The 14,649-nt window shown below is 65.0% G+C and carries 11 protein-coding genes and 1 tRNA gene; 10 read left to right on the top strand and 2 right to left on the bottom strand.

Going from position 1 to position 14,649, the window contains the following annotated elements; translation table 11 throughout:
- Positions 1-4: 4 nt before the first annotated feature.
- The 5 genes from HF885_RS09165 (at position 5) to HF885_RS09145 (ending at position 4,385) form a co-directional block, all read left to right on the top strand.
- Positions 5-81 (top strand) — tRNA-Asp (locus tag HF885_RS09165).
- 220 nt (positions 82-301) lie between these two features.
- The gene (locus HF885_RS09160; protein WP_170104628.1) at positions 302-790 is read left to right on the top strand and encodes an RrF2 family transcriptional regulator; all 489 of its coding nucleotides are present in this window, start codon (positions 302-304) and stop codon (positions 788-790) included.
- An 8-nt stretch (positions 791-798) separates the two neighbouring features.
- Positions 799-1,740 carry an adenine glycosylase gene (locus HF885_RS09155; protein WP_170104627.1) on the top strand — a complete coding sequence of 314 codons (942 nt, stop codon included), beginning with the start codon at positions 799-801 and terminating at the stop codon, positions 1,738-1,740.
- Positions 1,741-1,813: 73 nt separating this feature from the next.
- Positions 1,814-2,359: a rubrerythrin gene (gene rbr, locus HF885_RS09150; RefSeq protein ID WP_170104626.1), complete on the top strand. Its 546-nt coding sequence runs from the start codon at positions 1,814-1,816 to the stop codon at positions 2,357-2,359.
- A gap of 706 nt (positions 2,360-3,065) precedes the next feature.
- Positions 3,066-4,385, top strand: coding sequence for an O-acetylhomoserine aminocarboxypropyltransferase/cysteine synthase family protein (locus HF885_RS09145; protein WP_170104625.1), 1,320 nt, complete (start codon positions 3,066-3,068; stop codon positions 4,383-4,385).
- Positions 4,386-4,672: 287 nt separating this feature from the next.
- Here the strand turns inward: HF885_RS09145 and HF885_RS09140 are convergent, their stop codons facing one another.
- Together HF885_RS09140 and nth are read right to left on the bottom strand one after the other, a co-directional pair.
- A complete protein-coding gene (locus tag HF885_RS09140; protein ID WP_206109884.1) occupies positions 4,673-4,969 on the bottom strand; it encodes a DUF6485 family protein in 297 nt (98 codons plus the stop codon).
- Complete coding sequence (gene nth, locus HF885_RS09135) at positions 4,969-5,748, bottom strand: endonuclease III (protein ID WP_170104624.1); 780 nt, start codon at positions 5,746-5,748, stop codon at positions 4,969-4,971. The genes HF885_RS09140 and nth overlap by 1 nt, the downstream gene beginning before the upstream one ends.
- 330 nt (positions 5,749-6,078) lie before the next feature.
- On the opposite strand from nth, the gene glgB reads away from it, so the two are divergent.
- From glgB to glgA, 5 genes are all read left to right on the top strand, one after another.
- Complete coding sequence (glgB, locus tag HF885_RS09130) at positions 6,079-8,298, top strand: 1,4-alpha-glucan branching protein GlgB (protein ID WP_170104623.1); 2,220 nt, start codon at positions 6,079-6,081, stop codon at positions 8,296-8,298.
- Between the two features lie 99 nt (positions 8,299-8,397).
- On the top strand, positions 8,398-10,848 hold the full coding sequence (locus HF885_RS09125; RefSeq protein ID WP_170104622.1) for a glycogen/starch/alpha-glucan phosphorylase: 2,451 nt from the start codon (positions 8,398-8,400) through the stop codon (positions 10,846-10,848).
- A gap of 64 nt (positions 10,849-10,912) precedes the next feature.
- The gene (locus HF885_RS09120; RefSeq protein ID WP_170104621.1) at positions 10,913-12,061 is read left to right on the top strand and encodes a glucose-1-phosphate adenylyltransferase; all 1,149 of its coding nucleotides are present in this window, start codon (positions 10,913-10,915) and stop codon (positions 12,059-12,061) included.
- Positions 12,062-12,063: 2 nt separating this feature from the next.
- On the top strand, positions 12,064-13,161 hold the full coding sequence (glgD, locus tag HF885_RS09115; RefSeq protein ID WP_170104620.1) for a glucose-1-phosphate adenylyltransferase subunit GlgD: 1,098 nt from the start codon (positions 12,064-12,066) through the stop codon (positions 13,159-13,161).
- A gap of 11 nt (positions 13,162-13,172) precedes the next feature.
- Entirely contained in the window at positions 13,173-14,648 is a 1,476-nt protein-coding gene (gene glgA, locus HF885_RS09110) for a glycogen synthase GlgA (protein ID WP_170104619.1), read from the top strand.
- Position 14,649: the final 1 nt, after the last annotated feature.

The following is a 14,649-nucleotide window of genomic DNA, read 5'->3' as shown; positions in this document are numbered from 1 at the left end:
GCACGGGGTATTAGCTCAGCTGGTTAGAGCGCCGGCCTGTCACGTCGGAGGTCGCGGGTTCGAGTCCCGCATATCCCGCCATCTTGACCGCAGAGGGGTCCCGGGCAACCGGGGCCCCTTTCTTGTGCGGCGGGCTTGCGGTTGCCTTGCCACGAGCTTGCGGGGGGCGCAGCGCGACGCGTGCGGCGGCGCGTGAGGCGTCAATGGGCTACAATCACAAAATGCTGCCGCAATGGTGGACTAAGCCGGCGCGCCGCACGGGCACGGCCGACACAGGGGACACAGCACGAAGGGTCGGAACGTGGACATCTCCAGGAAGACAGACTACTCGCTGCGCATGCTCGCCGAGCTCGTAAGGAGCGACAGCGTGGTGTCCGTCCGCGCCGCGGCCGAGAAGAACGGCATCCCGTACTCGTTCGCGCGCTCCATCCAGCACGACCTGGTGTCCGCGGGCATCATCGAGAGCACGCGCGGCGCCCACGGCGGCATGCGCCTGTGCCTGGACCCGCACGAGGTGACCATGCGCCAGGTGATCGAGGCGATCCAGGGCCCCGTGTTCGTGGCCACGTGCGGAACGGCCGGCCCGGAGGGCGGCGCGTGCCCCTTTCGCCCGGAGTGCCACTTCAACCCCGTCTGGTGCGAGGCGGAGCGCATCCTGACGCGCTACTTCGACTCCATCAGCCTGTACGAGGTGGTCTGCGAGCACAAGCATCCCGCGCTGACGCCCGAAAGCGGCTTCGAGGTGCTGGGCCCGGCGCCGCAGGTGCCGGACGTGCCCAGCGCGCGGTAGGTGCCGCCATGAGCGACGCCACGCCGACGTCGGCGCACGCCGCCGGCCCCGCGAGCCCGACGCCGTCCGCTGAGCCCAAGGCTCTCGCGCAGGTGCCGCCGGAGTTTAGGCAGAAGGTGCTCGAGCGCGGCCGCGAGCTGTACCGCGACCTTCCGTGGAGAAGGACGCGCGACCCGTACCAGATATGGATATCCGAGGTCATGCTCCAGCAGACCCAGGTGACGCGCGTGGACGGGCGCTGGCAGCGCTGGTGCGAGCGCTTTCCCAGCGTGGACGCCCTTGCGGCGGCGGACGCTGCGGACGTGCTTGAGGAGTGGCAGGGCATGGGCTACAATCGCAGGGCGCTTGCGCTGTGGAGGGCAGCGGGCATCGTGAGCGCCGCGGGCGGCGCCATGCCGATTGAGGCGCGCGAGCTTGTGGCGCTGCCCGGCATAGGCCCGGCCACGGCGGCCGGCATCCGCGCGTTTGCGTACGACCTGCCCGGCGTGTACCTCGAGACCAACGTGCGCTCCGTCTTTCTGCACGAGCTCTATCCCGATGCCGTGGCGGTGCCGGACAAGGACCTGGTGCCGCTGGTGGAGGCCAGCTGCCCCGCCGACGACTCTGACCCGCAGGACGATCCGAGGACGTGGTACTACGCCCTTCTCGACTACGGCGCCTACCTCAAGAAGACGCTGCCCAACCCGTCCAGGCGCTCGAAGTCGCACGTGAGACAGTCAAGGTTCGAGGGGTCCCACCGGCAGAAGCGCGCGGAGCTGGTGCGGCTGCTGCTGGGGCACCGCTCCGCCGGCCGGCGTGGCGTGGACCTTGTGACGATTACCGAAGAACTGTCTGCGATCGAGGCGGAAGCGGGTAGAAGGAAAATATCCGCACGTGACGTGGCCGCTCTGCTGGAAGAGCTCGAGGCCGAGGGATTTTGTCACAAAATTGGTGGCAATTGGTCGGCCTAGGTCATATCATGTGAGGTGTTTCGAAGGCATGGGGCGGGCAGGGGGCTCGTCCCGCTGCGAGAGGAGACCGTACATGGCAGTCGATTTTGAGAACTCCCAGACGAAGAAGAACCTCGAGGCCGCGTTCGCCGGCGAGAGCCAGGCGACGAACAAGTACTCCTACTACGCCAGCAAGGCCAAGAAGGAGGGATACGTCCAGATCTCGAACATCTTTACCGAGACCTCGGGCAACGAGCGCGAGCACGCGAAGCTCTGGTTCAAGTACCTGCACGACGGCGACGTTCCCGATACCCTGACCAACCTGAAGGACGCTGCCGCGGGCGAGAACTACGAGTGGACTGACATGTACAAGGGCTTTGCCGAGACTGCGGATGCCGAGGGCTTCAAGGAGATCGCCGCCAAGTTCCGCATGGTCGGCGAGGTCGAGAAGCACCACGAGGAGCGCTACAACAAGCTCGTCGAGCGCGTCGAGAAGGGCGAGGTGTTCCAGCGCGAGGGCGTCAAGGTCTGGAAGTGCCTGAACTGCGGCCACATCCACGTGGGCGAGACCGCGCCGAAGGTCTGCCCCGTCTGCAACCACCCGCAGAGCTACTTCGAGGAGCTGGCGATCAACTACTAGCGTCCCGCGCCGCCCGTACGGCAGCATGAGCGACCCGCGCCCCGCACGCCACCGACGTGCGGGGCGCTCTTTGTGCCGCGGGGCGCGGGGCGGGCGCGGGCGCGCTGCCGCGGACGAGGCTGCTGCGGGTGCGTGCCGCCGCGGACGGCGTTCGTGCTGCGTGGCCGTGCTTCATTCCGTGACGTGGCGCTTGCCGCCGCCCGTCCACGCGGCCAAATCGCATATCGCGTTATGCGACAAGCATTATTTTGCGTTTGCCCAGTTGAGCACGGTTCGGAGTCCTTCGCATATCGCGTTATGCGATTTGGCATCGCCGCAAGCGCGTCCGCGGGCGTGCCGTCGGCCGCATTCTCGCATAGCGACCTACACGCACAAATGCCGTCAGCCCTAAAACGCTTCGTCGCACGTCAACAATGTTATCGATTTTACCGATAACAATTAAACTGATACTGACAGATGGCATCTACCTGCGAAAACGGTCAAATCAGCTGCAATCTCACATGAAAATCCTTGCGAGTACCAACAGGTGCCCTATGATGTGCTCACGATGAAAACGAGAACTGACATATCACCCACGAGCACGTTAATGCCCTAGCCCGGCCTCAGGAAGCTGCAACCACGCAGACGAGGACCGGGCGACGGCAAGGCAGCGTTATCGCATCCAAAACACAAGGCGCACGCGGCGCCACTCGCAAAGGAGAACGTCATGGCATTCGAGCTCGATCCCACCTTCGCGTCCGACCCCGAGAAGCACTTCGACACCCTGCAGGTCCACGCCGGCTGGGCTCCCGATCCCACCACCGGCTCCGCGGCGCTCCCGATCTACGCCTCCGCGGCGTTCCAGTTCGATGATGCCGCCGACGGCGCCGCAAAGTTCGCCCTCACCAAGCCGGGCAACGTCTACGGCCGCCTGACCAACACCACCACCGACGCCGTCGCCGCCCGCGTGGCCGCGGTCGAGGGTGGTACCGGTGCCGTCGCCGTCGCATCCGGCCACGCGGCAGAGATCCTCGCCCTCACCAACCTCGTCGGCGCCGGCGACCACATCGTCGCGTCCGACTCGCTGTACGGCGGCACATGGAACATCTTCCTACACACCCTCGGCGACCTCGGCGTCGAGACCACCTTCGTCGAGAACAACGACATCGACGCGTTCGTCGCCGCCACGAAGGAGAACACGAAGCTCTGGTACGTCGAGACCATCGGCAACCCGCTCGTCGACGTCGCGGACGTCCCGGCGCTGGTCCAGGCTGCAAACTCCCTGCCGTCCCCGGTGCCCGTCTTCGTCGACAACACCTTCGCGACGCCCTACCTCTATCGTCCCGCCGAGGACGGCGCGGCCGTCGTAATCGAGTCCCTCACCAAGTGGATCGGCGGCCACGGCGCAACGCTCGGCGGCGCCGTGATCGACACGGGCAAGTACGACTGGAAGGCCCAGGCGGACAAGTTCCCGACCATCGCGAAGCCCGACCCCTCCTATCACGGCGTCGTCTTCGCGGACGCCGCTCCCGCCGCGCCGTTCTCCACGCGCGTCCTCGCCAACAAGCTGCGCGATTTCGGCCCGACGCTCTCCCCGTACGCGGCGCAGCTCATCGGCATCGGCCTCGAGACCCTCTCCCTGCGCGTCCAGCGCCACTCCGACAACGCGCTCGCCGTCGCAAGGTGGCTGAAGGATAACCCCAAGGTCGCGTGGGTCCGCTACTCCGGACTCGAGGACGACCCCTCGCACGAGGTCGCGTCCCGCATCCTCAAGCACGGCTTCGGCGGCGTCGTGGTCTTCGGCCTCAAGAGCGGCCGCGAGGGTGGCCTGAACGTGGTCAACAACGTCAAGCTCTTCACCCACCTCGCCAACGTGGGCGACGCCAAGTCCCTCATCATCCACCCCGCCTCGACCACGCACTCCCAGCTCACGCCCGAGCAGCTCAAGGAGGCGCACCTCAGCGAGGACCTCATCCGCCTCTCCGTCGGCATCGAGGACGTGGACGACATCATTGCCGACCTCGACCAGGCCATCGCCAGGGCCTAGGGCCGGCAACCGGCGGCCATGCCAGCGCCTCGCCGCCAATCGCGGTCCCGCGACTCGGGCCGCACTACAACCACGCTCCGCAAGGGGGACGACGCCCGTCAAAAGGCGCCGTCCCCCTTCGCATCTTGCAGCTGTCTTTCGCCACATGGCCGGTGCCCTACGGGCCCGCGCAAGGCGCCGGGCGAGAAGGGCCGCCGCCTCGCCCGCGTCACCGCCATGGGCCCGGCAATGCCGCAGCCGCGCGGCTTGGCCGCGCGCCACCCGCCGGCTCCGCCCGTCCCCGGACCCTACGCCTTGTGCGCCTCGTCAAAGGCCTTCGCCCGGGCCGCCGTGTCGCGGCGCACGTCGTCGCTGCGCGGGTGCAGCCGCACAAAGCGCGCGAACCCCTCCACGGACCAGTCGTCCCAGCCGTCCGTGTCGCCCAGGGCCTTGAACATGCACGTGGGAACCTCGCCCAGTGCAAGGTTCTTGCGTATGCACGCGTCGCAGCCAAAGCCGCCCCTCGCCAGGTTCGCGGGGTTGTTGGGGTTGCATGGGCAGCGCGTGTCGCCACAGGTGCAGAAGTGCCTGCCAAGGTCCGACATCACGAGCTCCTCTCGCTTGCCTTGCGTCCGCGCGCCTCGCCGGCGCCACCCTTGCCGCGCCCCGCGCCGGCGCCCTTCGAGCTAGCCCTTCCCGCGCCCTTCGCAGACCCGCGCCTTGCCGGGCGCGTCGCCTTGAATGCAGACGGGCAGATGTCCGCGCACGGGCAGCCCTCGCACTTCGGCCGCTGCGCCGTGCACGTGTCGCGGCCAAAGTGTATCCACTCCTCGTTCACGTAGGTCCAGAGCTCGTGCGGCAGCAGGTCAAGCAGGTCCTTCTCCGCTGCTGCGGGAGTGCTCGCACGCGTAAAGCCCATGCGCGTGGCGATGCGGAACACGTGCGTGTCGACCGCGATGCCCTCGCATATGCCAAACGCCTTGTTCAGCACGATGTTCGCGGTCTTGCGGCCCACGCCCGGCAGGCGGCACAGCTCCTCCATCGTGCGCGGCACCTCGCCGCCAAAGTCGCTCACGATCATCTGCGACAGCTCCACGCAGTGTGCGGCCTTCGCGCGCCAGAAGCCAATGCTGTGGATGACCTCGCCCACCTCGGCGGGATCGGCCTGCGCCATGGCCTCGGGCGTGGGCCAGCGGCGAAACAGCTCCGGCGTCACGCGGTTCACGCCGGCGTCCGTGGTCTGGGCGGAAAGCATTACGCACACCACCAGCGTAAACGGGTCGTGGTAGTCAAGCGCGCTCTGCACGCCGGGGTAGCGCTCGTGCATGCGGGCGCAAAACTCGATGCCGCGCTGCCGGCGCGACGCCTTCGACTCTCGTGGCACGATCTTCTCACCTGCCTTGTCACGCCCCGCCGGCGTGCGCGCGGGCGCGCCGAGCGGGGCCCAAACTTGCCGTTAGTGGCACATGATACCCGCTTTTGTGTCCGGACGACCGCCCCGACCGCCCCGTCGGCGGCGTTCGTACCCTCTTGCCAGCGCTTCGTGCGCGCATTGCGCTATGCCCGCCGCGAGCCGTTCGCGCGCGGCCCGTTTGCGGCCGACCGCGAAGTCATGGCCGCAAAGCCTTGCCCGTTTACATAGAATGTGTAGTTGCGGTGGTGATTGTGTGGCACGCCACCCACCCTAGTCGTGACGAAGCCGGAGGATGGTCGCATGAGCGCGCCTATAGCCAACTACCTTCTTACCAAAGACGACCTGTACCTTATGGGCAAGGGCGTGTGGTACCGCAGCTACGAGAAGCTGGGCGCGCACCCCTGCAACAAGGACGGCGTCGAGGGCTACTGGTTCGCCGTGTGGGCGCCTGACGTCAAGAGCGTCCGCGTGATCGGCGACTTCAACGACTGGGACACGGAGGCCACCTACCTCGAGTGCACGCCCACCGGCGGCGTGTGGTACGGCTTCGTGCCGGGCGCCACGGAGGGCCAGCTGTACAAGTACCTGATCGAGACCGCCCACGGCGACCTGCTGTACAAGGCTGACCCGTACGCGTTCTACGCCGAGTGCCCCCCGGGTACGGCGTCGCGCACCGCGGACCTCTCTGGCTATGAGTGGCAGGACGAGAAGTACATGGCCTCCCGCTCGAAGCAGGACTTCTTCAAGCGGCCGCTCAACGTCTTCGAGTGTCACCTGGGCAGCTGGAAGCGCCACTCGGACGGCCTGGCCGGAAACGGCGACCCCGATTCCGACGACCACTCCGGCAGCTACCTCACGTACGACGAGCTCTCCGTCGAGCTGGTCGATTACGTGAAGAAGATGGGCTACTCGCACATAGAGGTCCTGCCCGTGATGGAGCACCCGTTCGACGGCTCGTGGGGCTACCAGATCACGGGCTACTTCGCGCCCACCAGCCGCTACGGCAAGCCCACGCAGTTCAAGCACTTCGTGGACGCGTGCCACCAGGCAGGCATCGGCGTGATCCTGGACTGGGTGCCCGGCGGCTTCTGCCGCGACGAGCAGGGCCTGGTGCACTTCAACGGCGACAAGCTGTACGAGAAGGAGGAGCACCCCAACTGGGGCACGTTCAAGTTCGACTTCACCAGAAACGAGGTCCGCAACTTCCTCACGTCCAACCTGCTGTACTGGGTGAGCGAGTACCACGCCGACGGCATCCGCATGGACGGCGTCACGTCCATGCTGTACCTCAACTTCGGCATCGAAGACCCCGGCCAGAAGAAGTTCAACTCGCGCGGGACGGAGGAGGACGACGCTTCCATCGACTTCATCCGCACGTGCAACGACACCATGGGCAAGTACCACCCGGACGTCATGATGATCGCGGAGGAGTCCACGGCGTGGCCGCTCGTGACGTACCCCACGTCCGACGGCGGCCTGGGATTCCACTTCAAGTGGGACATGGGCTGGATGAACGACACGCTGCACTACATGCAGACCGACTTCCCGTACCGCCCCGGCAACCACAAGCTCCTGACCTTCTCGACCATGTACCAGTTCAACGAGAACTTCATCCTGCCGCTCAGCCACGACGAGGTGGTGCACGGCAAGTGCTCGCTCATCACCAGGATGCCGGGCGACTACTGGCGCCAGTTCGCGGGCATGCGCGCCCTCGCGCTGTACCAGATGACGCACGCGGGCGGCAAGCTCAACTTCATGGGCAACGAGATCGGCCAGTTCATCGAGTGGCGCTACTACGAGGGCATCCAATACTTCCTGACGGAGGAGTACGAGAGCCACGCCCACCAGCAGCACTACATCGCGGCCCTGAACGCGCTGTATAAGGTCCAGCCCGCGCTGTGGCAGGACTCGTACTCGCCGGAGGGCTTCGACTGGATCGACGCGGACAACGCCGACCAGTGCATAATCTCGTTCGCGCGCCATGGCGACGATGAGAAGGACGACCTCGTGGTCGTGATCAACTTCGAGGTGAACCCCCACGAGGACTTCAGGCTGGGCGTGCCGCGGCCGGGCGTCTACGAGGAGGTCTTCAACTCCGACGACGAGGAGTACGGCGGCTCGGGCGTCACGAACAAGGGCGTGAGGTTCAAGACCGACGAGGAGCCGTGGAACCGCCAGGAGCAGTCCATCGAGCTTCGCATACCGCCGCTGGGCGGCACGATCCTGCGCTACGTGGGTCCCCTGCCCAAGAAGCGCACCCGCAAGGTGGCCCCCAAGGCTGCCCCCAAGACAACCTCCAAGGCGTCTACCTCGGCAAAGTCCGCCACCAAAGCCGCCTCAAAGGTAACGAAGGCTTCAACCGGCGCCAAGGCGGCGGCAAAAAAGGCGCCCTCGCGCAAGACCTCGGCCGCAAAAACTGGTAACACTAAGGTGGCTGGCAAGTCCAAGGCGCCTTCGTCGCCTGCGAGCAAAGACGGAAACGCGAAGGCGAGAAGAACCGGCGCCACGAAGTCGGAATAGCCGACAGGGCAAGCGAGCCGGGCGCGCACGGACGCGTCCGCAGGGGTAGGACAGGACCGCCGTCGCGGGGTCCCGTCAAAAATCGTTCTAAGGACTGACATGACTGAACAGAGCTGGCCCAAGATCTTCACCGACAAGGACGACTTCATCAGGCAGTACCGCCTGGCGTGCGAGCGCGAGTTCTCCAAGCCCCATGAGGAGCTAGGTCCGCAGGAGCGCTACTACGCCATGGCGAGCCTCATCGCGGACAAGGCGAAGGCGCTCAGGGGCAACAGCCTCAAGCAGGCAAACGACAAGGGCGAGAAGACCGTGTACTACTTCTCCATCGAGTTCCTGCTTGGTCCCCTGCTTGACAACTACCTGCTGAACTTTGGCATCCGCGACATCGTGAAGGCCGCGTGCAAGGACCTCGACATGCGGCTCGACGACATCGAGCGCTACGAGAGCGACCCCGGCCTCGGCAACGGTGGCCTCGGCCGTCTGGCCGCGTGCTTCCTCGACTCCATGGCCGCGCTTGGCATCAACGGCAACGGCAACGGCATGCGCTATCGCTACGGCCTGTTCAAGCAGGCCATCGAGGGCGGCCGTCAGGTCGAGAAGATGGACAACTGGCTCGAGCACGGCTTCCCGTGGGAGACCCGCAGGAACGAGAGCTCAGTCCTCATCCGCTTCGGCGGCCAGGTCGTGCGCCACGAGGAGAACGGCCGCTACTGGTTCACGCAGGAGGGCGGCGAGCTCGTGAAGGCCGTCCCGTACGACGTGCCCATCGTCGGCTATGGCGCAAAGAAGGTCAACAACCTGCGCCTGTGGAGCGCCGAGCCCGCCGAGGAGAACTTCGACCTCGACGCGTTCAACGCCGGCGACTACGCGAAGGCCATGAAGTTCCGCTCCGACGTCGAGGCGATCTCGCAGATCCTGTACCCGAACGACGCCGGCGAGCACGGCCGCCTGCTCAGGCTGAAGCAGGAGTACCTGTTCGTCTCCGCGGGCCTACAGACGATCCTGCGCGACTACCTGAAGAAGTACGGGGACGACAACTGGGAGGACCTCGGCAAGCACGTCTCCATCCACACGAACGACACCCACCCCGCCATGTGCGGCCCTGAGCTCATGAGGCTCCTGGTGGACGAGCACGGCGTCGACTTCGACCTCGCGTTCAAGATCGCGCAGGAGACCATCTCGTACACCAACCACACGATCATGCCCGAGGCGCTGGAGAAGTGGCCCATCAGCGCGTTCCGCGACCTGCTTCCCCGCACCTACATGTTCATCGAGGAGATCGACCGCCGCTACCGCGAGAGCTTCCCGCACACCGATCCCAACTGGCAGGAGGAGTTCAAGAACACCGCCATCCTGTGGGACGGCCAGATTCGCATGGCGAACCTCTCCGTCATCTTCGCGAACTCCGTCAACGGCGTCTCCGCGCTGCACACCGGCATTCTCGAGGCGACGACGCTGCACGACTTCTACAAGCTGACGCCCGAGAAGTTCAACAACAAGACGAACGGCATCTCGCACCGCCGCTTCCTCGGCAACGCGAACCCCAAGTACGCGAAGCTCGTGTGCGACGTGCTGGGCGAGGGCTGGCTCGGTGACGCGAACAAGCTGTCCGAGCTCGAGAAGTACGAGGACGACCCCTCGTTCCTGGAGCAGTTCGAGAAGGCGAAGGAGTGGGACAAGCAGCGCCTCGCGGACTACATCAAGGAGACGACGGGCACGGTCCTCGACACCAACATGGTGTTCGACGTCCAGGTCAAGCGCTTCCACGCGTACAAGCGCCAGCTGCTGAACGTGTTCAAGATCCTGGACATCTACAACAGGCTGCTTGCCGACCCGTCCTTCAAGCCGCGCCCGACGGCGTTCATCTTCTCTGGCAAGGCGGCGCAGAGCTACACCTTCGCCAAGGAGGTCATCCGTCTCATCAACTCCGTCGCGGACGTCATCAACAACGACAAGCGCGTGAACGACGTCATCCGTGTCGCGTTCGTGCCCAACTTCGCCGTCTCGAGCGCACAGCTCATCTACCCGGCGGCAGAAATCTCCGAGCAGATCTCGTGGGCGGGCTCCGAGGCGTCCGGCACCTCGAACATGAAGCTCATGATGAACGGCGCCATCACGCTCGGCACCTACGACGGCGCGAACGTCGAGATCGCGAAGCTCGTGGGCGAGGAGAACATCAAGATCTTCGGCCTGAGGACCGAGGAGGTGGACGCGCTCCGCGCGAGCGGCAACTACTGGGCGTACGACCTTCTCAAGAAGGACCCGGACCGTCTGGGCCGCATCGTGAACCAGCTGAAGGACGGCACGTTCGCGCGCCTGTCCGGCAACTTCGACAGCATCTACGACGAGCTCATGGTCGGCAACGACCACGACCTCGTGCTGAAGGACTTCTATTCGTACGTGGACGCGTGGGAGGAGCTGACCCAGGCCTACGGCGACCGCGCAAGGTGGAACCGCGCCGCAGTCCACAACACGGCCAGGTCGGGATATTTCTCCAGCGACCGAACCATTCGCGAATATGCCCACGACATTTGGCATATTGATGCATAGGTAATGATCGGGGCGAGGGGGCTCCGGTACATAGGGATGTGAAGCTCGAGAGGGGAGAAGTTCAATGAGCAAGAGGGAATGCATTGCAATGCTTCTTGCCGGCGGCCAGGGCAGCAGGCTCGGCGTCCTCACGAAGGAAGTCGCCAAGCCCGCCGTCTCGTTCGGCGGGAAGTATCGCATAATCGACTTTGCGCTGTCCAACTGCGCCAACTCCGGCATCGACACCGTTGGCGTCCTGACTCAGTACAGGCCGTATCTCCTGCACAACTACCTGGGCTCCGGCAGCGCCTGGAACCTGGACGAGAGCGAGGGAGGCCTGTTCATCCTCCCGCCGTACGCCACCCAGACCGGCGGCGCGTGGTACGCGGGCACCGCTGACGCCGTGACGCAGAACCTCGGATTCATCAAGCAGAACGACCCCGAGTACGTCCTCATCCTCTCTGGTGACCAGCTGTACAACATGGACTACCAGAAGATGCTCGACAACCACAAGCGCCACAACGCGGACCTGACCATCGCGGTCATGCCCGTGCCCTGGGAGGAGGCGTCCCGCTTCGGCATCCTGACGACCGACGAGGACGAGAAGATCCTCAAGTTCACCGAGAAGCCCGCGGAGCCCGACTCGAACCTCGCGTCCATGGGCATCTACATCTTCAACGCCGACCTCCTGGTCAAGACGCTGGAGGAGGACGCCGAGGACGAGAACTCCGAGCACGACTTCGGCAAGGACATCATCCCGAAGCTCCTCGCCGCAGGCAAGCGCCTGTACACCTACGAGTACAACGGCTTCTGGCGTGACGTCGGCACCATCGCCAGCTACCACGAGACGAGCATGGATCTGCTGGGCACGAAGCCCGACTTCGACCTGTTCGACACCGAGGCCCCCATCATGAGCAACGCCGGCGCCATGCCGCCCGCGTACGTTGGCCCCGACGCCACCGTGGACGACTGCCTCGTCGGCAACGGCAGCAGCATCTACGGCAAGGCCGTGCACTCCATCGTCTCCACCGGAGCCGTCGTCGGCGAGGGTGCCGTCGTACAGGACTCCGTGCTCCTGCCGGGCTCGGAGGTCAAGGCCGGTGCGCACGTCGTCCGCGCCATCCTCGGCGAGAACTCCGTCGTCGAGGCGGAGGCGACCCTCGGCAGCTCTGACCAGTCCGTTGATATCGCCGTCATTGGAAATGACGCAGTCGTTGCAAAGGAGGCGGAGTAGAGATGGAAAAGCTCCTGGGTGTCATTACCGCCAACTACTCCACAAAGTATCCGAGCGTCCTCTCCGAGACGCGCCCGGTCGCGTCCCTGCCCTACCTCGGCCGCTACCGCGTCGTCGACTTCGCGCTCTCCAACATGGTCAACGCCGGCATCCGCACCGTCGGCATGATCATGCCGTACAACTACCGCTCGCTCATCGACCACATCGGCTCCGGCCGTGACTGGGACCTGAACCGCAAGAAGGGCGGCCTGTTCATCCTGCCCGGCTCCGCGTTCGGCACCTCCCGCACCGGCTCCCGCTTCCTGCTTCGCGACCTCGAGTACAACAAGGTCTTCCTGAAGCGCAGCGACGCCGAGCACGTGATTCTCTCCTCCGCGAGCTTCGTCTACAACATGGACTACGACAAGCTCATCGAGGCCCACAAGGCCTCCGGCGCGGACATCACCGTCGTCACGCAGCCCGCGAAGGGCAAGGACGCCGACGTCACCGGACTTTCCGTCGACGGCACGCGCGTCCACGGCATCAAGCACGGTGTCGAGCGCGGCGAGGTCTCGTTCCTCGACTGCTTCGTCATCGGCCGCGAGTTCCTGCTCCAGCTGCTCAACTGGTACGAGCAGACCGACTACCTCGACCTCTTCGAGGCCATGGCGGCAGACTACGAGCGCGTGAACGTCCAGACGTACGACTTCGAGGGCTACGTCGCGCCGATCTTCAACAAGGACAACTACTTCAAGTCCAACATGGACATGCTCGACCCGAAGATTTCCGCCGAGCTGTTCCCCGCCGGACGCACGATCAAGACGAAGGCCCACGACAACGCGCCCGCGAAGTTCGAGACCGGCTCCCGCGTGAGCAACAGCCGCGTCTCCGGCAGCTGCCGCATCAAGGGCACCGTGTCCAACTCCATCCTCGGCCGCAACGTCGTGGTGGAGACGGGTGCCATCGTCAACAACTCCATCGTGATGCAGTCGTGCGTGATCAAGACCGGCGCGCGCGTCGAGAACGCGATCGTCGACCGCGACAACGTCGTCCCCGCCGGCACCGAGCTCAAGGGAACGCCCGAGGCCCCGTTCATCAAGGAAAAGGCATCGGTAGAGTAGGGATTTAGCCCATGAGTGATCAGGTCACACGCAAGATAAAGATCCTGTTCGCCGCCACGGAGGCCGTCCCGTTCGTCAAGACGGGCGGCCTGGGTGACGTCGCTGGTTCGCTGCCCCGCTCACTTAATGCCGCAGGGGCGGAATGCTCCGTCATCCTCCCGAAGTACGCCTCGATTCCAGAGGAGTACCAGGAGCAGATGACCCACGTAGCAGACTTCTACGTTCCCCTTGCGTGGCGTAGCGTCTACTGCGGCATCGAGAAGCTCACCTACCAGGGTGTCGACTTCTACTTCGTAGACAACGAGGCCTACTTCAAGCGCGACGGCATCTACGGCTACTACGACGACGGCGAGCGCTTCGCGTTCTTCTCGAAGGCGATCTGCGAGGCCATCGAGAAGCTGCCCGAGCTCCAGTGCGACGTCCTTCACTGCAACGACTGGCAGACCGCCCTCGCCACGGTGTTCCTGCGCGAGTTCTACCAGAGCTCCGAGGCGTGCCGCCACGTGAAGACCGTGTTCACGGTCCACAACGTCAAGTTCCAGGGCCAGTACAACGACAAGGTCCTCGAGGACGTCCTCGGCCTTGCGGACAACCCGACGGCGTCGAGCCAGCTCTACAACGGCTACGGCACCATCGACTACATGAAGGGCGCGCTCTGCTACTCCGACGTCATCACGACGGTCAGCCCGAGCTACGCCAACGAGCTCCAGATGCCGTTCTACGGCGAGGGCCTCGACGACATCTTCCGCCGCCGCTCCTCCCAGCTGCGCGGCATCCTGAACGGCATCGACGTCGATCTGTGGAACCCCGCGACGGACAAGCTCATCGAGTGCAACTACGACGAGGACTCCCTGGACCGCAAGGCCCAGGACAAGGCCGCCCTCCAACGCGAGCTCGGCCTTGCGGAGGACCCGACCCGCCCGCTCATCGTCATGATCGGGCGCCTCACGAACCAGAAGGGCCTCGGCCTCGTGCGCTATGCCATGAACCACCTGATGGAGCGCGGCACGCAGGTGGCGATCCTCGGCACGGGCGACAAGGACCAGGAGGACGCGTTCAAGTACTTCGACTGGACGTACGGCGACCAGATGGTCGCGCGCATCGCCTTCGACAACGCGCTCAGCCACCGCATGTACGCCGGCGGCGACATCCTGCTCATGCCGTCGGAGTTCGAGCCGTGCGGCCTGTCGCAGATGATCGCCATGCGCTACGGCACGCTCCCCGTCGTCCGCGAGACCGGCGGCCTGCAGGACAGCGTCGTCGCGTACAACAAGTACACCGGCGAGGGCACGGGCTTTAGATTCACGAACATGAATGCGGACGAGATGGCCAACTGCGTGCTTGATGCCTGCGAAGTGTTCTGGACGGATAAGGACGCATGGATTAAGCTACAAAGGCAGGCAATGGAGACCGACTTCAGCTGGGGTCGAGCGGCAGGTGCGTACATGGACATGTACTACTCGCTGCACCCAGAGATTGGTCGTTAAG

Source organism: Parafannyhessea umbonata (assembly GCF_012844235.1).
Lineage (GTDB): Bacteria > Actinomycetota > Coriobacteriia > Coriobacteriales > Atopobiaceae > Parafannyhessea.
This window is presented reverse-complemented; position numbering and strand designations above follow the sequence as displayed.

Coding starts and splice junctions, on each gene's coding strand:
- HF885_RS09155 (WP_170104627.1), top strand. CDS start 799: ATGAGCGACGCCACGCCGACGTCGGCGCACGCCGCCGGCCCCGCGAGC.
- rbr (WP_170104626.1), top strand. CDS start 1,814: ATGGCAGTCGATTTTGAGAACTCCCAGACGAAGAAGAACCTCGAGGCC.
- HF885_RS09145 (WP_170104625.1), top strand. CDS start 3,066: ATGGCATTCGAGCTCGATCCCACCTTCGCGTCCGACCCCGAGAAGCAC.
- HF885_RS09140 (WP_206109884.1), bottom strand. CDS start 4,969: ATGTCGGACCTTGGCAGGCACTTCTGCACCTGTGGCGACACGCGCTGC.
- glgB (WP_170104623.1), top strand. CDS start 6,079: ATGAGCGCGCCTATAGCCAACTACCTTCTTACCAAAGACGACCTGTAC.
- HF885_RS09125 (WP_170104622.1), top strand. CDS start 8,398: ATGACTGAACAGAGCTGGCCCAAGATCTTCACCGACAAGGACGACTTC.
- HF885_RS09120 (WP_170104621.1), top strand. CDS start 10,913: ATGAGCAAGAGGGAATGCATTGCAATGCTTCTTGCCGGCGGCCAGGGC.
- glgD (WP_170104620.1), top strand. CDS start 12,064: ATGGAAAAGCTCCTGGGTGTCATTACCGCCAACTACTCCACAAAGTAT.
- glgA (WP_170104619.1), top strand. CDS start 13,173: ATGAGTGATCAGGTCACACGCAAGATAAAGATCCTGTTCGCCGCCACG.